The sequence below is a fragment of the Mycobacterium sp. Marseille-P9652 genome (assembly GCF_902652685.1).
GTDB lineage: Bacteria > Actinomycetota > Actinomycetes > Mycobacteriales > Mycobacteriaceae > Mycobacterium.
The window spans coordinates 31,590-53,407 of record NZ_CACRUY010000030.1; the positions used below are offsets into that span (position 1 = coordinate 31,590).

At 69.1% G+C, this 21,818-nt stretch carries 24 protein-coding genes; 17 read left to right on the plus strand and 7 right to left on the minus strand.

The features are described 5' to 3' along the window. Genes GPY60_RS16375 through GPY60_RS16385 form a run of 3 tightly spaced genes read right to left on the minus strand, consistent with a single transcriptional unit; the run spans position 1 to position 2,870 of the window. Positions 1 to 1,245 (minus strand): DUF1214 domain-containing protein, encoded by a 1,245-nt coding sequence (locus GPY60_RS16375; protein WP_156688735.1) that lies wholly within the window; start codon positions 1,243 to 1,245, stop codon positions 1 to 3. Then, positions 1,238 to 2,422, minus strand: a complete 1,185-nt coding sequence (locus GPY60_RS16380) for a sulfotransferase family protein (protein ID WP_156688736.1) — start codon at positions 2,420 to 2,422, stop codon at positions 1,238 to 1,240. The genes GPY60_RS16375 and GPY60_RS16380 overlap by 8 nt, the downstream gene beginning before the upstream one ends. 4 nt (positions 2,423 to 2,426) lie before the next feature. Next, positions 2,427 to 2,870 carry a nuclear transport factor 2 family protein gene (locus GPY60_RS16385; RefSeq protein ID WP_156688737.1) on the minus strand — a complete coding sequence of 148 codons (444 nt, stop codon included), beginning with the start codon at positions 2,868 to 2,870 and terminating at the stop codon, positions 2,427 to 2,429. 166 nt (positions 2,871 to 3,036) lie between these two features. On the opposite strand from GPY60_RS16385, the gene GPY60_RS16390 reads away from it, so the two are divergent. Continuing rightward, the gene (locus GPY60_RS16390) at positions 3,037 to 3,858 is read left to right on the plus strand and encodes a mycofactocin-coupled SDR family oxidoreductase (protein ID WP_156688738.1); all 822 of its coding nucleotides are present in this window, start codon (positions 3,037 to 3,039) and stop codon (positions 3,856 to 3,858) included. Positions 3,859 to 3,876: 18 nt separating this feature from the next. Here the strand turns inward: GPY60_RS16390 and rpmB are convergent, their stop codons facing one another. Continuing rightward, positions 3,877 to 4,071, minus strand: coding sequence for a 50S ribosomal protein L28 (gene rpmB, locus GPY60_RS16395; protein WP_085256199.1), 195 nt, complete (start codon positions 4,069 to 4,071; stop codon positions 3,877 to 3,879). Positions 4,072 to 4,316: 245 nt separating this feature from the next. Between rpmB and GPY60_RS16400 the strand changes: the two genes are divergently transcribed. From GPY60_RS16400 to GPY60_RS16410, 3 genes are read left to right on the plus strand one after another with little or no spacing between them, the layout of a single operon-like run. Continuing rightward, on the plus strand, positions 4,317 to 5,987 hold the full coding sequence (locus tag GPY60_RS16400; RefSeq protein WP_156688765.1) for a DAK2 domain-containing protein: 1,671 nt from the start codon (positions 4,317 to 4,319) through the stop codon (positions 5,985 to 5,987). A 2-nt stretch (positions 5,988 to 5,989) separates the two neighbouring features. Further along, on the plus strand, positions 5,990 to 8,209 hold the full coding sequence (gene recG, locus GPY60_RS16405; RefSeq protein ID WP_156688739.1) for an ATP-dependent DNA helicase RecG: 2,220 nt from the start codon (positions 5,990 to 5,992) through the stop codon (positions 8,207 to 8,209). After that, positions 8,206 to 8,919 (plus strand): HNH endonuclease family protein, encoded by a 714-nt coding sequence (locus GPY60_RS16410; RefSeq protein WP_156688740.1) that lies wholly within the window; start codon positions 8,206 to 8,208, stop codon positions 8,917 to 8,919. Before recG ends, GPY60_RS16410 begins: the two co-directional genes overlap by 4 nt. Here GPY60_RS16410 and GPY60_RS16415 read toward each other — a convergent pair. Continuing rightward, positions 8,900 to 9,724, minus strand: a complete 825-nt coding sequence (locus GPY60_RS16415) for an aldo/keto reductase (RefSeq protein WP_156688741.1) — start codon at positions 9,722 to 9,724, stop codon at positions 8,900 to 8,902. The two genes, GPY60_RS16410 and GPY60_RS16415, sit on opposite strands and share 20 nt — an antisense overlap. A 63-nt stretch (positions 9,725 to 9,787) precedes the next feature. Beyond that, positions 9,788 to 10,651 (minus strand): aldo/keto reductase, encoded by an 864-nt coding sequence (locus GPY60_RS16420; protein WP_156688742.1) that lies wholly within the window; start codon positions 10,649 to 10,651, stop codon positions 9,788 to 9,790. On the opposite strand from GPY60_RS16420, the gene GPY60_RS16425 reads away from it, so the two are divergent. The 6 genes from GPY60_RS16425 to GPY60_RS16450 all read left to right on the plus strand — a co-directional run bounded on the left by GPY60_RS16425 (position 10,650) and on the right by GPY60_RS16450 (position 14,930). Then, positions 10,650 to 11,768, plus strand: a complete 1,119-nt coding sequence (locus tag GPY60_RS16425) for an alpha/beta hydrolase (RefSeq protein WP_156688743.1) — start codon at positions 10,650 to 10,652, stop codon at positions 11,766 to 11,768. The two genes, GPY60_RS16420 and GPY60_RS16425, sit on opposite strands and share 2 nt — an antisense overlap. Before the next feature lie 58 nt (positions 11,769 to 11,826). After that, complete coding sequence (locus GPY60_RS16430) at positions 11,827 to 12,594, plus strand: DsbA family protein (RefSeq protein ID WP_156688744.1); 768 nt, start codon at positions 11,827 to 11,829, stop codon at positions 12,592 to 12,594. A gap of 8 nt (positions 12,595 to 12,602) precedes the next feature. After that, positions 12,603 to 13,226, plus strand: coding sequence for a vitamin K epoxide reductase family protein (locus GPY60_RS16435; protein WP_156688766.1), 624 nt, complete (start codon positions 12,603 to 12,605; stop codon positions 13,224 to 13,226). A gap of 10 nt (positions 13,227 to 13,236) precedes the next feature. Beyond that, positions 13,237 to 13,791: a 16S rRNA (guanine(966)-N(2))-methyltransferase RsmD gene (gene rsmD / locus GPY60_RS16440; protein ID WP_156688745.1), complete on the plus strand. Its 555-nt coding sequence runs from the start codon at positions 13,237 to 13,239 to the stop codon at positions 13,789 to 13,791. 24 nt (positions 13,792 to 13,815) lie between these two features. After that, the gene (coaD, locus tag GPY60_RS16445; RefSeq protein WP_156688746.1) at positions 13,816 to 14,298 is read left to right on the plus strand and encodes a pantetheine-phosphate adenylyltransferase; all 483 of its coding nucleotides are present in this window, start codon (positions 13,816 to 13,818) and stop codon (positions 14,296 to 14,298) included. A 389-nt stretch (positions 14,299 to 14,687) separates the two neighbouring features. Further along, a complete protein-coding gene (locus GPY60_RS16450; protein WP_156688747.1) occupies positions 14,688 to 14,930 on the plus strand; it encodes a hypothetical protein in 243 nt (80 codons plus the stop codon). A 241-nt stretch (positions 14,931 to 15,171) separates the two neighbouring features. Here GPY60_RS16450 and GPY60_RS16455 read toward each other — a convergent pair whose 3' ends face one another. Beyond that, a complete protein-coding gene (locus GPY60_RS16455; protein ID WP_197283700.1) occupies positions 15,172 to 16,368 on the minus strand; it encodes a permease in 1,197 nt (398 codons plus the stop codon). A gap of 226 nt (positions 16,369 to 16,594) precedes the next feature. Here GPY60_RS16455 and GPY60_RS16460 point away from each other — a divergent pair, with 226 nt between their 5' ends. The 7 genes from GPY60_RS16460 (at position 16,595) to GPY60_RS16490 (ending at position 21,798) form a co-directional block, all read left to right on the plus strand. After that, positions 16,595 to 17,719, plus strand: a complete 1,125-nt coding sequence (locus GPY60_RS16460) for a hypothetical protein (RefSeq protein ID WP_156688748.1) — start codon at positions 16,595 to 16,597, stop codon at positions 17,717 to 17,719. A gap of 237 nt (positions 17,720 to 17,956) precedes the next feature. Beyond that, entirely contained in the window at positions 17,957 to 18,694 is a 738-nt protein-coding gene (gene sepIVA / locus GPY60_RS16465; RefSeq protein ID WP_156688749.1) for a cell division protein SepIVA, read from the plus strand. Positions 18,695 to 18,753: 59 nt separating this feature from the next. After that, on the plus strand, positions 18,754 to 19,335 hold the full coding sequence (locus GPY60_RS16470) for a YceD family protein (protein ID WP_156688750.1): 582 nt from the start codon (positions 18,754 to 18,756) through the stop codon (positions 19,333 to 19,335). After that, positions 19,332 to 20,045: a ribonuclease III gene (gene rnc / locus GPY60_RS16475; RefSeq protein WP_156688751.1), complete on the plus strand. Its 714-nt coding sequence runs from the start codon at positions 19,332 to 19,334 to the stop codon at positions 20,043 to 20,045. The genes GPY60_RS16470 and rnc overlap by 4 nt, the downstream gene beginning before the upstream one ends. A 55-nt stretch (positions 20,046 to 20,100) precedes the next feature. Next, positions 20,101 to 20,961: a DNA-formamidopyrimidine glycosylase gene (mutM, locus tag GPY60_RS16480; RefSeq protein ID WP_156688752.1), complete on the plus strand. Its 861-nt coding sequence runs from the start codon at positions 20,101 to 20,103 to the stop codon at positions 20,959 to 20,961. Positions 20,962 to 21,104: 143 nt separating this feature from the next. Continuing rightward, a complete protein-coding gene (locus GPY60_RS16485) occupies positions 21,105 to 21,518 on the plus strand; it encodes an OsmC family protein (RefSeq protein WP_156688753.1) in 414 nt (137 codons plus the stop codon). After that, positions 21,505 to 21,798, plus strand: a complete 294-nt coding sequence (locus GPY60_RS16490; RefSeq protein ID WP_156688754.1) for an acylphosphatase — start codon at positions 21,505 to 21,507, stop codon at positions 21,796 to 21,798. The genes GPY60_RS16485 and GPY60_RS16490 overlap by 14 nt, the downstream gene beginning before the upstream one ends. Positions 21,799 to 21,818: the final 20 nt, after the last annotated feature.

Below are 21,818 nucleotides of genomic sequence, written 5' to 3' on the forward strand. Positions count from 1 at the left end.
TCAGGCCGATCCTTCCGGCAGGCGCCGCAGATACGCGGCGCGCCGGTCGGCGAGTTGCGCGGCCCGCTCCTGCGGGCTGACGCGGGGCAGGTGGCCCACCTCGGCGTCGAGCCGGTCCAGCTTGACCACCCGCCCGCGCGCGCCGAGGTCTTCGCGGGGACCCGCCCCGCCGAATTCGGCCATGCGCAGGGTCAGGATGCCCTCGCACAGGCCGTCGGAGTCGATCCAGTTGGCCGTGCCCGGATCGGTCGGGGCGATGACGTAGGTGTAGCTGCCGTCCTCGTTGGCCAGCGACTGCGCCTTGTTGAGGCTGCCGGTGCGGTCGAGGATGTCCAGCGTGGTGCCCCAGATGTTGCTCAGCGGCACCGTGAAGTATTCGGCGCCGCCGTCGTTGAGGTCCACCACGAACGCCTCGTCGGGCGCGAGATCGAAGCGGCCCATCACATAGACCTGGTTGCGGATCGCGCCGACCTTGTCGGCCGACCAGGCCAGGTCGAAGTGGTTGGGGGGCATCTTGTACACGCCGTGGCTGAGCTTGCCGGTGAAGTTGGCGAAGTAGTCCATCATCGCCGCGGTGGCCTCGGCCTGCTCGTCAAGCGTGCGCGCCGCGGAAGCCGGTGGCCCGCCGAGCCGTTGCACCTCAAGGTGATTGGGGTCGTCCCGGCCCCAGTCCAGCAGCACGTCGCGGATGTAGAACTCGTGCGCCGCGGGCGTGGTCTGCACGTGGTTGGGCCGCCCGCCCGCCGGGTCGGCGTCCACGGTGATGGTGAAGCTGCCGTCGGAGTCGACCTGCATGGTGCGCCCGTTGAGCACGTCGACCGTGCCCATGTGCGCGTCCCAGAGGGTGAAGTAGTTCTCGGTCATGCGATGCTCGCCGACCCGGCCATGGATTTCGTAGCGTTCGTCGCCGGAGATCGGGATCACCCGGTACACGCTGTCGGGATTGTCGATGCCCCACCGTGATCCGGGGATGCGCCGGCCGTCCACGGGGTGCGCCAGCCGGGTGATGCACGTGACTTTGGGTCGCAGCTTGTCCTGATTGGACGACCACATCGCCGCCGAGAACATCACCTCGGCGAACGCGTCGTCGAACCGCTCCCGCATCGCCTGCGACGCCTTGGCCCGGCCCAGCCAGGTCTCGGCCACCGTTTGATAGGCGGCCTTGACGACGGGGTGCTCGGTCAGCTCGAGCGCGGCCAATTCCTGTTCGTGCTGCGATGCTGTCGCGACGGGGTCATCAGGCATGCGCTGCTCCTTCGATGTACTGTCCAAAGCGCTTGTGATACAGGGTGAATCGCTCGTCGACCTGCTCTGGGCGCAGGCCGTAGGCCGGTAGGTCGTAGGGCGGGCGCGCCGCCTCGCGGGGGCGCCCGGCCAGCCAGCGCCGCATCGCGCCCTCCGCCTCGGCCGTCAGCGGAAGCCCGACGGCGTCATAGACGCGGGCGACCTGGCCGATCGGGTCGGCGACCGCGTCGTCGAAGCCGATGTCGGTGACCCGGTCATCGTCATCGGGCCAGCCGTCGCGCGTCGTCATCGCCCGGTCGTTGGTCCAGCCCATCCGCTCGAGCCACTGCGCGCCCACCCGGTGCGGATCGACAACGTCGGCGTGCATCGCGTGCAGGGTGGCGTTCAGGCTGGCCCCCGACGCGATCGTGGTGCGCGGATCGCGATGCATGTGCACGATGTGCAGGCCGGGGAACCGCGCGCGCAGGGAGTCCAGGTAGCCCAGGTGCGCCGGCGATTTGAGCACCCAGCGTTGCCCATGCACCCCGCGCCGGCGCTTCTGCCACTGCAGGAATTGCAGCATGCGATGCAGGTGGTCGTAGGCGGGGGTGAAGTCCTGCGTGTCGAGCCAGGATCGGTAACGGGGAAGGTGCGCACCGGATTCCGGGACGTGGGACAGGAACGCGTCGGCCAGGAAGACGATCTCCTCCTCGGCCTCCCGCGCGTACATCGGATGGATGGCGAACACATCGGGTGCCAGCTCGCGCGACTTCGCTTCCCGCGCTTCGCTGATGGCGATCCGCGGATCCTCCCCGCCGAATTGGTAGTCCAGCCTGGGCGCGACCTCGACGACCTCCCAGCCGTAGGCGCAGACGAAGCGCGGGTCGGCGGCGAGCAGCCGCTGCAGCAGGGTGGTGCCGCTGCGCATCATCCCGACCACGACGATGGGCGGGGCGACGCGCTCGTCGAGGATCTCCGGGTGGCGGCGTACCCACTCCTGGGTGCGCAGCCGCATGCGCAGGCTGTGCACGATCCCCGAGCGCAGGATGTGCACGCCGACGGCATTGAGGTCGGCGCTCGCGTAGTCGTCGAGCAACACCCCCAGCGGCCCTTCGAATTCGCCCGGCCCCCAGTCGCTGAGACCCTCCTTGCGCTGGGCGCTCGCCAGCACGGCGGGCAGGTCGAACGGGCCGTCCATGCGCTCAGAACTTCAGATGCCGGCTGACGTCGCCGACCTGGTCGACGAACATGGTGCGGCTGTCGAACCGCCAGGCGCCCTCCACCCGGTGGAAGGTGTCCTTGTAGTGCCCGGTCACGATCACCTGCAGCGGCAGGTCGGGGGTGGCCTGGGTGACGCAGTAGTACGACGTGCTGCGGGCGGTCCCCGCGGCCTCGTCGATGTGCAGTTGCACGTTGGTGGTGTTGTGCTTGGTCTTGGGGGTGCCGTCTTCGTAGATGCGCGTGGCCATCTCATACATCTCGCGCACGCGGGCGGCGCCGGCGAACACCGTCTCCGGTGGTCCGTTCTCCACGCCGCAGATGCGGCCGTGCTCGAAGAGCCGGGCGACACCGTCCAGGTCGCCACCATCGAGAAGCTCGGCGTAGGTGTAGATCAGGTTCGTGATTTCTGTTGCGCTGTCACTCATGTGGACCACCCGTCGCACCCTGTTCCGCCGCTGCCGCGAACAATGGTGGCAGAACCGGTCGAATTTACATAGAACCGACTATTTACTCTTGATCCGATGACCACGCCGCCGCCCCGCTGGTGGCCTTCGCCGAGCAAGAGACCGGCACGAGGTTGGAGGTGTAGCCATGGGTGAACTCGACGACAAGGTCGCCGTCGTCACCGGTGCGGCGCGCGGCCAGGGCCGCAGCCACGCGGTGGCCTTTGCCGAGCAGGGCGCCGACATCATCGCCGTGGACATCTGCGCGGACATCGACGCGATTCCCTACCCGCTGGGCTCCAAATCGGATCTCGACGAGACCGCCCGGCTGGTCGAAGCCGCGGGCCGCAGGGTAGCACCCGTCGTCGCCGACGTCCGCGACCTGGCGCAACTGGAGGCCGCGGTGCAAAGCGGCATCGACGACGTCGGGGAGGTGGACATCGTCGTCGCCAACGCCGGGGTGGTGGCGATCGGTGACCCCGAAGCCCACTCCGAACCGGTGTTCAACACGATCGTCGACACCAACCTCAAGGGCGTGTGGCACACGTTGCTGGCGACGGTGCCCTCGATCATCCGCAAGGGCCGGGGCGGGTCGGTCGTATTGGTGAGTTCGTCGCAGGGGCTGACCGGCCGGGGCGGCGACGGCAGCGCGGCGATGTTCGCCTATGCCGCGTCCAAGCACGGCGTGGTGGGGTTGATGCGGTCGGCGGCCAACGCCTACGCGCCGCACAAGATTCGGGTCAACTCGGTGCACCCGAGCGGCGTCATGACGCCGATGATCCTCAACGACTTCGTCGTCAACCGGATGCTCGAGAACCCCAACCCGGCCGTCTCGCAGATGCTGCTGCCCGACGTGCCGCTGGTCGAGGCGCAAGACGTGACGGAAGCGGTGTTGTGGCTGGTCGGTCCCCGTGCCCGCTACGTGACGGGCGTGTCGATACCCGTCGACGCCGGGCACGTCGTGATGTAGCCCCGGACCAAAACCTGACTAGCCCCGGACGACCTTGCCGGCCTTGATGCACGACGTGCACACGTTGAGACGCTGCTTGTTGCCGCCCGGACGCGTCGCGGCGTGCACCGTCTGGACGTTCGGGTCCCACCGGCGGCTGGTGCGGCGGTGGGAGTGCGACACCGACTTGCCGAAGCCGGGGCCTTTCCCGCAGATGTCGCACACAGCGGCCATGGTTCAAGCTCCTCAAAAAATCGGGGGTCCGGCGACGTGACCGGGATGGCCCGGGTCCATCCGGGCTTTCCCAGGATACCGACTCCTTCGGCTACCGCCAAAACGGTCAAACAGCGGACGGCGACTGTCGGGCTGGATGGCTACGCTCGGTGGGCTCGTCGGGGTGGCCGAGCGCAAGCCGTCGGGCGGGTCGCCGGGCTACGCTGGCGCCCACCGGGTGCCGGTTTTCTAGGAGGTGGGTCACACTGGGCGAGCCGGAACGCGCCTTGGATGCGGTGACCCTGCGCGACTGGGCGCACACCGCCGTCAGCGACCTGATCACGCACATCGACGAGATCAACCGCCTCAACGTCTTCCCGGTCGCCGATTCGGACACCGGCGCCAACATGCTGTTCACCATGCGCTCGGCGCTCGCCGAGGCCAACGCCAGGGCGAACTCCGACGGCGGGTGCGTGGCCCGCGCCGCGGCGGCCCTGTCGGCCGGCGCGCTCAACGGCGCCCGCGGCAACTCGGGTGTGATCCTGTCCCAGATCCTGCGCGGCATCGCCGACGTCACCGCGACCGCGGCGGCCGAGCGGGGCGGTGAGCTCCCCGACATCGACACCGGCACCCTCGCGGCGGGGCTGCAACGCGGCGTCGACCTGGTCATCGCCTCGATGGGCGGCGAGGAGGTGCCGGGAACCATCGTGTCGGTGCTGCGCGCCGCCGCGGAAGCCGTTGCGGCCACCGCCGCCGACGGCCTGGTCCAGGCGGTCACGGCCGCGGGCGACGCGGCGGTGGTGGCGTTGGAGAAGACCACCGAGCAGCTTGACGTGCTCGCCGACGCCGGCGCCGTCGACGCGGGTGGCAGGGGGCTGCTGGTCCTGCTCGACGCGCTGCGCTGCACCCTGGCCGGGCAGGCACCCGCGCGGACCGTGTACCAGCTGTCGCCGCGCGCGGAGCAGCCGCAGGCCCCCGCCGACCGGCCGACGCCGCAGTTCGAGGTGATGTACCGGCTGGACGGGTGCTCGGCCGCGGCGGCGGACACGCTGCGGGACAGGCTCGGCGAGCTGGGCGACTCCGTGGCCATCGCGGCCGCACCGTCGACCACTGGCACCTATTCGGTGCACGTGCACACCGACGACGCCGGCGCCGCCGTCGAGGCGGGCCTGGCGGCCGGGCGGCCCACCCGGATCGTCATCTCGGCCCTGGGTTCGAGCGCCGCGGGCCTGCCCGCGGGCGGCTGGACGCGGGAGCGGGCGGTGCTCGCGGTCGTGGACGGCGACGGCGCCGCGGAGCTGTTCGCCGGTGAGGGGGCCAACGTGCTGCGCCCCGAACCCGACACCGGCGTCAGCGCCCACCAGCTGATGCGGGCCGTGGTCGACACCGCCGCCGCGCAGGTGATGGTCCTGCCCAACGGCTACGTGCCCGCCGAGGAACTCGTGGCCGGCTGCACCGCGGCCATCGGCTGGGGCATCGACGTGGTGCCGATACCGACCGGGTCGATGGTCCAGGGGCTGGCCGCGCTGGCCGTGCACGAGAACGGCCGGCCGGCCGTCGACGACGGCTACACCATGGCCCGTGCGGCCGGCGCGGCGCGGCACGGATCCGTGCGCATCGCCGTCGAGAGCGCGCTGACCTGGGCGGGGCGCTGCAAGGCGGGCGACGGCCTGGGCATCGCGGGCGACGAGGTGCTGATCGTGGCCGACGACGCGGTCGGGGCGGCGATCGGACTGCTCGACCTGCTGCTGGCCTCCGGCGGTGACCTGGTGACGGTGCTCGTCGGCGCCGGGTTCGAGGCGGATCCGCAGTCGCCCGACGAGGCCACGCTCAACGACATCCTCGAAGAGCACATGCACGACCACCATCCGGGAACCGAGCTGATGACCTACCGCACCGGCCACCACGGTGACGCGTTGCTGATCGGGGTCGAGTAGCCGTGGTGTCGCTGTCCGACCGCCTGGACTTCGTGGTGGGCGCCAAGGCCGCCGACCAACTCGACGAGGAGCTTGGCATCCGGACCGTCGACGACCTGCTCCGCCACTACCCGCGCAGCTACAGCGAGGGCGCCACCCGGTGGGACGCCGACGACCAGCGCCCGCCGGCCGGCGAGCACATCACGATCGTCGACACGATCGCCGAAACGAAGACCTGGCCGATGAAGAAGACCCCCAAGAGGGACTGCCACCGCATCACCCTCGGCACCGGCCGCAACAAGGTCACCGCGACCTTCTTCAACGCCAACTACCTGAAGAAGGACCTGATCAAGGGCACCAAGGTGATGCTGTCGGGGGAGGTCGGGTTCTTCAACAACGTCATGCAGCTGACGCACCCGGCGTTCCTCATCCTCGACTCCCCGGACGGAAAGAACCGCGGCACCAGCTCGCTGAAGAACATCGCGATCGCCTCGCAGTCCACCACCGGTGAGGTGCAGATGGCGGAGTTCGAGCGGGCCTTCTTCCCGATCTACCCGGCGACCACCAAGGTGCAGAGCTGGGACATCTTCCGGTGCGTGCGCCAGGTGCTCGACGTCCTGGATCCGATCGACGATCCGCTGCCCGCCGAACTGCTGAGCCGCCACGGCCTGGTGGCCGAGGACCGCGCGCTGCGCGACATCCACCTCGCCGAAGACGAGCCGGCGCGCAGGCGGGCCCGCGAGCGGTTGACCTTCGACGAAGCGGTCGGGCTGCAGTGGGCGCTGGTGGCCCGCCGGCACAGCGAGCTGTCGGAATCGGGACCCGCGGCCCCGCCGCGCCCCGACGGTCTGCGCGCGGAACTGTTGCAGCGCTTGCCCTTCGAGCTGACCGGCGGGCAGCGGGAGGTGCTCGACGTGTTCGCCGAGGAGCTCTCGGCGATCCGGCCGATGAACCGCCTGCTCCAGGGCGAGGTCGGTTCGGGTAAAACGATCCTCGCCGTCCTGGCGATGCTGCAGCTGGTCGACGCCGGCTACCAGTGTGCGCTGCTCGCGCCCACGGAAGTGCTTGCCGCACAACATCTTCGGTCGATCACCGACGTCCTCGGCCCGCTGGCGATGGCCGGCCAGCTGGGTGGTGCCGACAACGCAACCGGGGTCGCGCTGCTCACCGGGTCGATGACGGCCGCCCAGAAGAAGCAGGTGCGCGACGAGGTGGCGAGCGGTCGGGCCGGCATCGTCGTCGGCACCCACGCGCTGCTGCAGGACGCGGTGGAATTCCACAATCTGGGCATGGTGGTGGTTGACGAACAACACCGCTTCGGCGTCGAACAGCGGGACCAGTTGCGCGCCAAGGCCCGTCGCGGTGTCACCCCCCACCTGCTGGTCATGACGGCCACGCCGATACCCCGCACTGTGGCCCTGACCGTCTACGGCGACCTGGAGACATCGACGCTGCGCGAGCTGCCGCGCGGACGCCGGCCGATCACCAGCAACGTCATCTTCGTCAGCGACAAACCCGCCTGGCTCGACCGCGCCTGGCGGCGCATCACCGAGGAGGTCGCCGCCGGCCGCCAGGCGTACGTGGTGGCGCCCCGCATCGACGAGAGCGACGAGCCGCAGAAGGAGGACCCGAACGCCCGGCCGTCGGAGACCGCCGAGGGCCTCTATGCGCGGCTGCGTTCCGGCGAGCTGGCGAACGTGCGGCTGGGGCTGATGCACGGGCGGCTGCCCGCGGACGAAAAGGACGCGGCCATGGCCGCATTCCGGGCGGGCGACATCGACGTGCTGGTGTGCACCACCGTCATCGAAGTGGGCGTCGACGTCCCCAACGCCACCGTCATGCTGGTGATGGACGCCGACCGCTTCGGCATCAGCCAGCTCCACCAGTTGCGCGGCCGCATCGGGCGCGGCGAGCACGCCAGCCTCTGCCTGCTGGCGACCCGGGTCCCGCCGGGGTCGGGTGCGGGCAGGCGGCTCACCGCCGTCGCGGGCACCCTGGACGGGTTCGCCCTCGCCGACCTCGACCTCAAGGAGCGGCGAGAGGGAGATGTGTTGGGCCGCAACCAGTCCGGGCGCGCCTTCAATCTCAAGTTACTGTCGCTGGCCGACCACCGCGAGGTCATCGAGACCGCGCGGGCCTTCGCCGTCGACGCCTACGAGAAGAACCCGTCGGACCCCGGATTGGCACAGCTGGCGGCGCAGTTCACCCAGGCCGACCGCATCGAATACCTGGACAAGGCGTGAACCGGAAGCTGTTGTTGTGGCTGACGTTCGCGGCGATCGTCGCGTTGCTCGTCGCATACCAGACGCTCGGGTCGACGGCCGCCAGGCGCGCCCAGGAGTACGCCGCGCGCGCCGACGTCCCGACGGTGGCCCCCGGCGCCGACGTGCTGGCGGGCGTCGCCGTCGTCCCGCTGCGGCTGCACCGCTTCGACTACCTCCGCGCGGCGTTCGGCGACGCCTGGGACGACGACAACGACGCCCCGCTCGGGCACAACGGCTGCGACACCCGCGACGACATCCTCAACCGGGACCTCGTCGACAAGACCTACGTGTCGGTCAAGCGCTGCCCCGACGCGGTGGCGACCGGCACGCTGCACGACCCGTACACGAACAAGACCATCGCCTTCCAGCGCGGCGCCAAGGTCGGCGAGGCGGTGCAGATCGACCACATCGTCCCGCTGGCCTACGCCTGGGACATGGGCGCCTACGGCTGGCCGGCGCCCGAGCGGTTGCGTTTCGCCAACGACCCGGCCAACCTGCTCGCCGTCGACGGACAGGCCAACCAGGACAAGGGCGATTCGCCGCCCGCGCAGTGGATGCCGCCCAACACCGCGTTCGCCTGCCAGTACGCCGTGCAGTTCATCGCCGTGCTGCGCGGCTACCAGTTGCCGGTGGACCAGCCGTCGGCGGGCGTGCTGCGCGAGGCCGCGGCTACCTGCCCGACGAGCTAGTGGTGGCCGGCGGCTCGCCGAGGCCGTTGAAGGTGTTCGGGTCCGGGCGCAGCCGGGTGCCGTCGTCGAGCCCGTTGATCGCGTCCATGTGCTCGGCGGCCAGCTCGAAGTCGAAGACGTCGAGGTTGCCGGCGATGTGCTCGGGATTGGCCGACCGGAAGATGACCGAGTTCCCCAGTTGCAGGTTCCACCGCAGCAGCACCTGCGCGGGGGTTTTGCCGTACTCGCCGGCGACGGCGCCGACCGTCGCGTTGTCCATCAGCTTGCCCAGCGCGAGCGGCGTGTAGGACTGCGTGACGACGTCGTGCTGAGCGTTCGCCTTGCGCAGCTCCGCCTGGTTGAGCAGCGGGTGCAGCTCGATCTGGTTGACCGCCGGCGTGACGAAGGTGAGTTCGCTGACGTTGGTGAGGTGCTCCTCGGTGAAGTTCGAGACACCGATCGACCGGGCGTGGCCCTCGCCCCGGGACTGGATCAGGCCGCCGAAGGCGTCGACGTACCTGCCGAGCGACGGCGCGGGCCAGTGGACCAGGTAGAGGTCGACGTAGTCGAGCCCGAGGCGCTCCAGGCTGGCCGTGCAGGCCTCCTGCGCCTTGGTGAAACCCTGGTCGGGCACGTCGAGCTTGGTGGTGACGAACACCTCGGCACGCGGGATACCGGACGCCGCGATCGCGCGGCCCACGGCGGCCTCGTTCCCGTACGCGGAGGCGGTGTCGATCAGCCGGCACCCCAGCTCCAGCGCCGCCGAGACGGCGCGCTCGGCCTCGTCCTCGGACAGGTCTGCGACACCGAGGCCGAGTGCGGGCATCGTGTTCTCGTCATTCAGAGCTATGGACGGTACGACAACGCCCTTGTCGCCAGTCAACGTCGATCACCTGCCTGTGGGATTGAAGGTGCGTGGGTCCGGACCAAGCCGAGTTCCGTCATCGAGCGAGGCAATCGACGCCATGTCGTCGGGACTGAGTTCGAAATCGAACACGTCGAAGTTGCTCGCAATCCTTGAGGGGTTCACCGACTTGGGGATCACGATATTACCGAGCTGGATATGCCACCTAATCAACACCTGCGCGGGCGTCCGACCCTTTTCCTCGGCGAGTGCGGTGATCGACGGGTGATCGAGCAGGGCGCCCCGGCCCAGCGGCGCCCAGGCTTCGGTGGCGATGCCGCGCTGGGCGTGCACCTCCCGCAGCTCCCGCTGGGGAAACCGCGGATGCAATTCGATCTGGTTGACCGCGGGGACGATGCCGGTGGCGTCGATGAGCATCGTCAGGTGCTCGGGCTCGAAGTTGCTGACGCCGATCGACCGGATACGGCCCTGGTCGCGCAGGTGAGCGAACGCCTTGAAGGTGTCAACGAACCGGTTGAGGGCGGGCACCGGCCAGTGGATGAGGTAAAGGTCGAGGTAGTCCACCCCGAGCCTGGCCAGGCTGGCGTCGAAGGCGGCAAGCGTGCTGTCGTAGCCCTGGTCGGCATTGCGCACCTTGGTCACCACGTAAAGTTGGTCGCGCGGCACACCGGAATCGGCGAGCGCGCGCCCCGTCTGGAGTTCGTTGCCGTAGGCCGCGGCGGTGTCGACATGCCGGTATCCGACGCGGAGCGCGGCACCGACCACCCGCTCGGTGTCCGCCGGCGGGACCTGGAAGACTCCGAGCCCGACGGCAGGAATGGAATTACCGTCGTTCAGGGCGACGAAGCGTTGCTCCGAGGACCGGGAGGACTGGGAGGAATTGCCCATGACGAAGAGTCTGCCAGGCGTGACGAAACTCGATTCCGGCGAAAAGCGCGTGCCGATGCGCCTGATCAGCCGCGTGCAGGGCGCGGTCACCGGCGTCGGCCTCAAGGTCATCCCGTGGATCCCCACACCCGCGAAGCGGGCCCTGTTCGGCGGCCGGTCGGTGGTCATCGACGGCAACACGCTCGACCCGGCGCTGCAGCTGATGCTGTCGACCGCGCGCTCGATCGGCATCGACGGCCTGGTCGTCGACGACGACCCGGCCGCCTCCCGGGAGCGGATGCGCCGGATGTGCCTGGAGCTTCCCGGCCCGCAGATCCATGTCGAGGTCGACGACCTCTCGCTGCCCGGGCCGGCCGGCGACCTGCCGGCGCGGCACTACCGCCCCCCGCACGGCGACGCCGCCCCCCTGCTGGTCTTCTACCACGGTGGCGGCTGGGCGATCGGAGACCTCGACACCCACGACGCGCTGTGCCGGCTCACCTGCCGCGACGCCGGCATCCACGTGCTCTCGATCGACTACCGGCTGGCGCCCGAACACCCCGCGCCGGCCGCGCTGGAGGACGCGTACGCGGCGTTCACGTGGGCGTATGAGCACGCCGGTGAGCTCGGCGCGGCGCCCGGGCGCGTGGCCGTCGGCGGCGACAGCGCGGGCGGCAACCTGGCCGCCGTGGTGTGCCAGCGGGCACGCGACGAGGGCCGCCCGGCTCCCGTCCTGCAGTGGCTCATCTATCCGCGGACCGACTTCACGGGACAGACGCGGTCGATGAGCCTGTTCGCCCGCGGCTTCCTGCTGACCCGGCGGGACATGGATTGGTTCGAGGCGCAGTACCTCAGGCGGTCCGGCGTCGATCGGACCGACCCGCGGGTCTCGCCGCTGCTGGCCGATTCGCTGTCGGGCCTGGCCCCCGCGCTCATCACCGTCGCGGGTTTCGATCCGCTGCGCGACGAGGGGGAAAGCTACGCCGCGGCACTCCGTGCCGCCGGCACCCCCGTGGACCTGCGCTACATGGGTTCGCTGACCCATGGCTTTGCCAACATGTTCCCCCTGGGTGGTGGCAGCGCCGCCGGGACGAACGAGATGATTTCGGCCCTGCGGGCGCACCTGAGCCGGGTATGACGACGGCGCCGGTAATCTGAAGGCCCGTCCGACCGAGCACCGAAGGATCAGCGAACCCGTGGCCGACAACACGAAACGCCCCCCGCGATTCGACCTCAAGTCCGCCGACCGCAAGTCGGGCCGGCTGATCCAGATCGGCGGCACCGCCGTGATCGTGATTTTCGCGGTCGTGCTCGTCTTCTACATCGTGACCTCGCACCACAAGAAGAACAGCGGGGCCACCGGCGCGGGAGACACCGTGCGGGTCACCTCGAGCAAGGTGGTCAACCAGCCCGGGACCAACAACCCCAAGGCCGTCGTCACCTTCTACGAGGACTTCCTGTGCCCGGCGTGCGGCAACTTCGAGCGCACCTTCGGCCCGACGGTGTCCAAGCTGATCGACGCCGGCGCGATCGCGGCCGATTACTCGATGGTCGCGATCCTCGACAGCCCCCGGAACCAGGACTATCCGTCCCGCGCGGGCGCCGCGGCGGTGTGCGTCGCCGACGAGTCGATCGACGCCTTCCGCCGCTTCCACACCGCGCTGTACAGCGAGGGCATCCAGCCCAGGGAGGACGGCACCAGCTTCCCCGACAACGCGAAGCTGATCGAGCTCGCCCGCGAGGCCGGCGTGGTGGGCAAGGTGCCCGACTGCATCAACAGCGGCAAGCACGTGGCGGACGTCCAGGCGGAGGCGGGGAAGGCCGGCATCACCGGGACGCCGACGATCAAGATCAACGGTGAGGTCTACAAGCCCTCCACGCCCGACGCGCTGGTCGCCAAGATCAAGGAAATCGTCGGCGACGTTCCCGGAATCGACTCCGCCGCCACTCCCGCCGCGTCGTGACCACGCCGGTGTCAGCACCACCCGTCGATCGCGACCTGACACCGGACGCGCGCCTGACCGCGCCCACCCTCAGCGCCTGGTGGGTGCTGATCGCCGGGGCGATCGGCTTGCTGGCGTCGATGACGCTGACGATCGAGAAGATCGAGATCCTGCGCAATCCGTCGTACGTGCCGTCGTGCAACATCAACCCGATCCTCGCGTGCGGGTCGGTGATGATCACGCCCCAGGCCTCGGTGTTCGGCTTCCCCAACCCGCTGCTCGGCATCGTGGGATTCACCGTGGTGCTGGTCACCGGGGTGCTGGCGGTCGCGAAAGTGCCGCTGCCGCAGTGGTATTGGGTCGGTCTGCTGCTCGGCACGCTGGCCGGTTCGGTGTTCGTGCACTGGCTGATCTTCCAGAGCCTGTACCGCATCGGTGCGTTGTGCCCCTACTGCATGGTCGTCTGGGCGATGACCATCACCCTGCTCGTGGTGGTCGCGTCCATTTTGGCCCGACCGGCGCTCGAACGCGGGGAATCCGGTGCGGCGCAACTGGTTTACCAGTGGCGCTGGTCGATCGCCGTGCTGTGGTTCACGGCGGTGGTCCTGTTGATCATGGCGCGGTTCTGGGACTATTGGTCGACGCTGCTCTAGCCGGCCCGAGATGACCCGCATCATCGGCGGCGTCGCGGGCGGCCGGCGCATCGCCGTCCCGCCGCGGGGCACCCGCCCTACCACCGACCGCGTGCGCGAATCGCTGTTCAACATCCTCGAGGCGCGCCGCGACCTGAGTGGGTTGGCCGTCTTGGACCTGTACGCCGGGTCGGGTGCGCTGGGTCTCGAGGCGCTGTCGCGCGGTGCGGCGTCGGCGTTGTTCGTCGAGTCCGACCAGCGCGCCGCCTCGGTCATCACGCGCAACATCGAAACCCTCGGGCTACCCGGGGCGACGCTGCGGCGCGGCACGGTGGCGACCGTCCTGGCCGGCGGGACGGGGACGGCCGTCGACCTGGTTGTCGCCGACCCGCCCTACGAGGTGAACGCCGATGAGTTCGACGCGGTATTGCGAGCCCTCGGTGACCGGGGCTGGGTGCGTTCGGGGACCGTCGCGGTGGTCGAGCGCGCCGCCGCCAGCGCGCCGCTGGCCTGGCCGCCCGGCTGGTCGGTGTGGCCGCCGCGGGTGTACGGCGACACCCGTCTGGAGTTGGCGGAATGGACGTGACCCCGCCGTGTACCGTCGACTGCCATGAGCGGCGCAGTATGCCCGGGCTCGTTTGACCCGGTGACATTGGGGCACATCGACGTCTTCGAGCGCGCCGCCGGTCAGTTCGACGAGGTGGTGGTCGCGATCCTGACCAACCCCGCCAAGAAGGGCATGTTCGACGTCGACGAGCGGATCGCGATGATCGAGGAGTCGACGACCCACCTGCCCAACCTGCGGGTGGAGGTCGGCAAGGGCCTGGTGGTCGACTTCGTGACGTCGCGGGGGATGACCGCGATCGTGAAGGGTCTGCGCACCGACACCGACTTCGAGTACGAGCTGCAGATGGCGCAGATGAACAAGCACATCGCCGGTGTCGACACCTTCTTCGTCGCGACGGCGCCCCAATACTCCTTCGTCTCTTCGTCGTTGGCGAGGGAGGTCGCCTTGTTGGGCGGCGACGTTTCCGCGTTGCTGCCGGAACCGGTGAATCGCCGGATGCGTCTAAAGCTTTCCGGTGACCGCTGAGCGGCTCGTCCGCGCGCGAAAAAACTTGTGTCACCAGGGTTTCTGTAGTCACATCGCGCGGTTTTCTGTCGGTGGTGGTCCCTAGTTTGGGGGCATGACTTCTGGTGGCGCGGGTGTGGAGGCGTTGGCGGCCGCCTGGACACCATCGACGCCGCGCTGGACAAGGCTTTAGGCATTTCCCAACCCCTCAGCGCTGGCTTGGCGGCGCCCAATAGCAGGCCCGCCAGCTATCTCGGCCAAGCTATATACGAAACCGTCACGCCAGGCGTACGGTAAGCGGATCAGGTTAAGGCAGCGGTCGTGGCTCGGTCGCTCTTCGCGTTGCCAGCCACGACCTCAGTGACCGGATTACAGATCCGCACCTCTACGCACCCGGGTGCCGCACCAGAATGGGCACCACGGTGGTTGCTTTTGATATGTCTGACAAGCCATTCCCTAACCAGAACGGGCTATGGCACCCCGAACTAAAGGTGACCATGAACGGCACCCACCACAAAGTGCTTGATAGCGAGAGGCGAGAGCGGACGGAGCAATTGAAAGCGATACTCCGCCGCTTCAACCCGGAGCTCACTGACGAGCATCTGCATGACCTAACCAGGAAAATTCTGCAGCGGTCTTTGACCGACGACTAAGGCCACTTCGGGCGCACCAAAGCTGCCAGTAGCCGTATCTGTGATTGACGCGGGGGTATCCAGCGCCGACCATTACATCGACTACGGGACGAATCAGTCGGCCTGCCAGGCTGCCGCCCGGCAGGCAAACGCCGTCGGGACACGCCATTCTTTCTGTTACCGAACGGGGCCGGGGCACTTCACGCTGGACTTCGAAGGCGACGAGGAGGAGCATCAACGGCCCGAGGCGTAAACCGCGGCACTAGTGGTGATGGGCGCTGTGATCGTGCTCGTCACCGGCGTCGGGAGAGCCGCCCATCATGCGCAACATCGGGAGCCCGCCCGAGGTGACGAACCGGGCGACCAGCGCCGCGGCGACCACGAGGAAGGCGATGTTGAGCCACGTCGTGTAATTCCACGAGATGCTTGCCTGCATCACCGTGGCGCTGCGCTGCGTCGGAATGAGTCGTGTTGTGCCGAAGAGCAATTCGACGAGATATCCGGCGGCAACCATGGAGGCGTAGAACGTGCCGAGCAGCGTCAGCATCATCCGCGTGCCGTAATACTTCCGGTAGATGTTCAGGATCGGAACGATCAGCAGGTCGGCGTAGATGAAGGCGATGACTCCGCCGAAGCTGATGCCCCCGTTCCAGAGCACGGCGGCCAGCGGGACATTGCCGATCGAGCAGACGAACGACACGATCGCCACGACGGGGCCCACGATCGGTCCCCACAGCGCCGACCACACCGGGTGATCTGTCAAAAAGAAGACCTGCCAGAACTTTTCGGGCACCCACGCCGCGATGGCGCCCGCGATCAACAGGCCGATGACGAGATCGCGCAGGATCGCCAGCCACTCCATGACGAACACGTGGGACACGGAGGTGAACCCGGCGGGCGAGAACAGCCGCCGCCAGAACGGCCCCTGCCCCTGGATCGACATGTCCATCGCGGCATGGCCTTCCATCGATCCGGCGATGCCGCGTTCGGCCTGCTCCCTGGCGGCGTCGACAAGCCGGGATCGCACGAACAACCGGAACAAGACGGCAAGGAAGACGATCATCAAGGGGCCGCCCACGAATTCCGCGGCGGTGAACTGCCACCCCATCAGCAAGGCCAGGATGATGCCCAGCTCCACAACCAGGTTGGTGGAACCGATTTCGAACGCCATGGCGGCGGTGAAGTTGGCACCCTTGCGAAAGAGCGCCCGCGCCAACGCAACCGCCGCATAGGAGCACGAGGACGACGCCGCCCCCAGCCCGGCCGCCACCGCGAGCGTGCGGGGCCGGTCGTCACCGAGGAGCGACACGATCGTCGTCCGCCGCACCACCGCCTGGATCACCGCCGACAGCGCGAAGCCGAGGATGAGGGCCCACAGGATCTCCCACGTCATCGAGCCGGCCAGCGCCAACGCGTGGCCGACCGCCGCCAGCACCGCCATCGATCCTCCGAGTCGCATCGGCGGCCCCTCACCGCCCTCTCGCCCAACATATACGGGTGGGGGGTATTGGTCAACTCATGCTGAGATGGTGGATAGTCGAAGCGGTATGGAAAGAAGTCATTGCAGATGTGGCCAGCTTGCTGCTCAAACCGCTCTGAAACGTTGCACTGCTACGACTAAGCGTGATTAAATACGTAGCATCCAACAAGACGGCGGCCGGTGTCGCCCGGGCGGGGGTTGAGCGATGTCGTACGACCTGACGGTTTACGCGGCCGACGGTCTGCGCGAGAAGCAGTTGGAGGCCCTCGTCGAGTCCATTCCCGGGCTGGCGGTCGGCGACAGCGGCGATCACCGAGTGACCGTGCTGCGCGGCAAGCGGGAAGCCCACGCGTTCACCGTCTTCGGGCCGCACGAGCTCGAAGCGCGCGACATCCCGGACGACGTGGTGGCCCACGTTCTGGACCCCACCACCAGCTGGCACGTCGTCGCGGCGGGCGGCGACACCACCGACGTGCGCCCGGCCCGGCGGTTCGCCAAGGCCCTGGCACACGCCGCGGGCGGGGTGGCGGTGGACGAGCAGACCGACGACATCCTCGGGCCGAGGCGCATTCGCAAGACCGCCCGTCCGCCCGCCGGCTCCGTCCGGATCCTCGACTTGCGCTGGTATTCACCCGCGTCGGCGCCTTACGCGCCGAATGCGTGGATCGAAACAGCGAAAAGGTTTCTCCCGGAAGCGCTTCCGCGACGCTTCGGCAACGCCTACCCACTCGAGCACCGCCTGGACCGCGACGGGGACGACCGCTTCATCTCCACCTATTGCGACGTAGCCTGGTTCGACGCGACCTTCCCCTGCCTCGACGGCGGGCTGTACCCCAACGAGTGGGACCGCATCCTCGTCGACCGGCTCAGGTTGGTGGCCGAACCGTTGGAGGATCCGCGCTGGCGCAACACCGTGCGGCGCTTCTTCGTCGAGTACGCCCGCCGGCGCGGCAGCGTGCTGGCCACGGGGGAGGTGCTGCGCGGCCACCGGCTGTCGGGACCGGCCGATCCGGACTGCGACCTCAGCGCCTCGCTTCGCGGGCCGGACGGGATCCTGGGTCTGCCGGCGAACCCGATCTGGTGGACGTGGCTCGGCAACGACTACCTGCCCCTGGCCGGGAGCTTCCTGCCGGCCGGCCAGGCCACCCGGTACGACGAGGGCGCCCTGTACGTCCCGATCGAACGGCCCGCCGACCGTGCGGAGCTGGCGCGGCGTCCCGACCCGTTCCCGAAGTGGTTGCGCGCCGTCGCGCTGCCGTCCGCGTGCGGCTTCCGGAGCGTCCCGCACAACGGCCCGGCGGCGATCCGCCCGATCGTCAGCCGGGTGTGACGTGACGCCGGCAAAGGCGCGTGGCGCGCCACCCGGGCTTGCCGGAGGCGACAACGCCACTTGGCTTTCCTATGGTTTCAGGTGTGATGTCAGGTCAATACCGGCGCAATGCGGCGTGTGACGGATCCCCGCGGGCAAATCTCCGACACACCGGGCCCGCCACCGCTGCCACAGCTGTAACACCAGGCACACTGGTAACAACGTAGATTTTTGGCAATACGCCGGGAGGTTTTGGCCGTGTATCGAGTCTTTGAAGCGCTGGACGAATTGAGCGCCATCGTGGAAGAAGCCCGCGGCGTGCCGATGACGGCCGGCTGCGTGGTGCCCCGCGGCGACGTCCTGGAGTTGATCGACGACATCAAGGACGCCATTCCCGGCGAGCTCGATGACGCCCAGGACGTGCTTGACGCGCGCGACTCGATGTTGCACGACGCCAAGACGCACGCCGACTCCATGGTGTCCTCGGCCACCACCGAGTCGGAGGCGATGCTCAACCACGCCCGCGCGGAGGCCGACCGGATCCTCTCCGATGCGAAGTCGCAGGCCGACCGGATGGTCGGCGAGGCCCGCCAGCACAGCGAGCGCATGGTCGGCGAGGCCCGCGAGGAGTCGATTCGCATCGCGACGGCCGCCAAGCGCGAGTACGAGGCCAGCATCAGCCGCGCCCAGGCCGAGGCCGACCGGCTCATCGAGAACGGAAACATCTCCTACGAGAAGGCCGTCCAGGAGGGCATCAAGGAGCAGCAGCGCCTGGTGTCCCAGAACGAGGTGGTGCAGGCGGCCCACGCCGAGGCCACGCGGCTCATCGACACCGCTCACGCCGAGTCGGACCGCCTGCGTGGCGAGTGCGACATCTACGTCGACAACAAGCTGGCCGAGTTCGAGGAGTTCCTCAACGGCACGCTGCGGTCGGTGGGACGCGGACGCCATCAGCTGCGCACCGCGGCCGGCACGCACGACTACGCGACGCGGTAGCGCGTCGGGCCGCGGCTTCGGCCCTGGCTTTGTGTGTATCGCGCCGTAGGATTTCTGTCATGACGCGGCAGCACTCCACCACGGCGCAGCGCCATCCCACTCCCGGACTCACCGTCGACATTTCCCGTCTCGGACGGCGTCCAGGCGCGATGGTCACCCTGCGGGAGACTGTGCCCACCCCGTCGCGCATCGGGCTGGACCTGGTCGGGATCGAGGCCGGCGCCCCGCTGGAGCTCGACCTGCAGCTGCAGTCGGTCTCCGAGGGGGTGCTGGTGACCGGCACGGTCAGCGCGCCGACCGTCGGCGAGTGCGCCCGGTGCCTGACGCCCCTGACCGGACGCGTGCAGGTCGCGCTGACCGAGCTCTTCGCCTATCCCGACAGCACCACCGAGGCGACCACCGAGGAGGACGAGGTCGGCCGCATCGTCGACGACACGATCGACCTCGAGCAGAAGATCATCGACGCCGTCGGACTCGAGCTGCCCTTCGCGCCGGTGTGCGCGCCCGACTGCCCAGGGTTGTGCCCCGAATGCGGCGTCGCGCTGGCGGCCGAGCCCGGTCATCAGCATGAGCGCGTCGACCCGCGGTGGGCCAAGCTGGCGGGGATGTTCCCGCCGGAGATCTCCCGGGGCGAGAGTTGACATCACGCCAGGTGCTGCTCGACGCACTCGGGGTCGACCTGCCCGAGGAGCTGCTGTCGCTGGCGTTGACGCACCGCAGCTACGCCTACGAACACGGGGGCCTGCCCACCAACGAGCGCCTGGAGTTCCTCGGCGACGCCGTCCTCGGCCTGACCATCACCGACGAGCTCTACCACCGGCATCCGGACCGCACTGAGGGAGACCTGGCCAAGCTCCGGGCCAGCGTCGTCAACACCCAGGCGCTGGCCGACGTCGCCCGCAAGCTCTCCGACGACGGGCTCGGCGCCCACCTCCTTCTCGGCCGCGGCGAGGCGAACACCGGCGGCGCCGACAAGTCGAGCATCCTGGCCGACGGCATGGAGTCGCTGCTGGGTGCCATCTACCTCGAGCACGGCATCGACACGGCGCGCGAGGTCATCCTGCGGCTGTTCGGCGCGCTGCTGGATGCCGCGCCGACGCTCGGCGCCGGCCTCGACTGGAAAACCAGCCTGCAGGAGCTCACCGCCGCGCCGAGCATGGGGGCGCCGTCGTACGTCGTGACGTCGACCGGGCCCGACCACGACAAGGAATTCACCGCGGTCGTGATGGTGATGGACACCGAATACGGGTCCGGGATGGGCCGCTCCAAGAAAGAGGCCGAGCAGAAGGCCGCCGCTGCCGCCTGGAAGGCGCTGGACGTCTCGGACACGGCCGGCCAGCCTTCCGGCTGAATCGATGGTGATGACCCGCCGCGCCCGGCTTCGCCGCGCTTGCGATCATCACTGAATGCCCGAGCTGCCCGAAGTCGAGGTCGTGCGCCGCGGCCTCCAGACCCATGTCGCGGGCAAGGCGATCACGGCGGTCCGGGTGCATCATCCCCGCGCCGTGCGCCGCCACGAGGCCGGGCCCGCCGACCTCACCGCCCGGCTGCTGGGCGCGCGCATCACCGGCACCGACCGGCGCGGCAAGTACCTGTGGCTGCTGCTCGACGACGAGGACGGACCCGACACCGCGCTCGTCGTGCACCTCGGCATGAGCGGGCAGATGCTGCTCGGGGAGGTCCCGAGGGCCGACCACGTCAGGATCTCGGCCCTGCTCGACGACGGCACCGTGCTCGGCTTCGCCGACCAGCGCACGTTCGGCGGGTGGATGCTCGCCGACCTGGTGGACGTCGACGGCAGCGTGGTGCCTGCGCCCGTCGCGCACCTGGCGCGCGACCCGCTGGACCCGCGGTTCGACACCGCAGCCGTGGTTAATGTGTTGCGGCGCAAGCACTCCGAGATCAAACGCCAGCTCCTGGACCAGACCGTCGTCTCGGGAATCGGCAACATCTACGCCGACGAGGCGCTCTGGCGCGCGAAGGTGAACGGCGCGCGGATCGCCGACACGCTCAGCCGTCCCCGGCTCACCGCCGTCCTCGACGCGGCGGCCGAGGTCATGCGCGAGGCGCTGGCGAAAGGCGGGACGTCGTTCGACTCGCTGTACGTCAACGTCAACGGGGAGTCGGGGTACTTCGACCGCTCGCTGGACGCCTACGGCCGCGAGGGGCAGAACTGCCGGCGCTGCGGGGCGGTGATGCGCCGGGAGAAGTTCATGAACCGCTCGTCGTTCTACTGCCCGCGCTGCCAGCCGCGGCCCCGGGGGTAGTGCGGTAGTCGAGTGTGAAACGGTGGCTTCGACTGTGAACGTAGGGCGGCGAATTGGCCGAAACGCCGCCACCACTTCACTCTCGACGCCACAGGTTCACACTGGAATCCGGCGGCGCACCGGCCTCCCGGTAGAAATGAGCCATGACCGAACTGTGGGTGGAGCGCACCGGGACCCGCCGCTACACGGGCTATAGCTCGCGCGGCGCGCAGGTGCTCGTCGGCTCGGAGGACGTCGAAGGCGTGTTCACGCCCGGCGAGCTGCTGAAGATCGCGCTCGCCGCGTGCAGCGGGATGTCCAGCGACCAGCCGCTCGCGCGCCGGCTCGGCGACGACTACAAGGCGACCATCAGGGTCTCCGGCGCCGCGGACCGCGAGCAGGAGCGTTACCCGCTGCTCGAGGAGAGCCTAGAGCTGGACCTGTCGGGGTTGTCCGCCGACGAGAAGGAACGCCTGCTGACGGTGGTGAACCGCGCGATCGACACGGTCTGCACCGTGGGGCGCACCCTCAAGTCCGGCACCACCGTCAACTTCGGGGTGGCGGATGTCGGAGCCTGAGGTCCGGCTGACGGCCTGGGTGCACGGACAGGTGCAGGGCGTCGGATTCCGCTGGTGGACGCGCAGCCGCGCACTCGAGCAGGGGCTGACCGGGTATGCGGCCAACCAGGCCGACGGCCGCGTGCTAGTGGTCGCCCAGGGGCCGCGCGAGGGCTGCGAGAGGCTGCTGCAGGCGCTGGAGGGCGGCGACACGTGGCCGTCCCGGCCCGGGCGGGTCGACAACGTCGTCGCCGACTGGTCGGAGGCGCGCGAGCGATTCGAGGGCTTCGTCGAGCGGTGACGCCCTGAGTGACGGGTGTG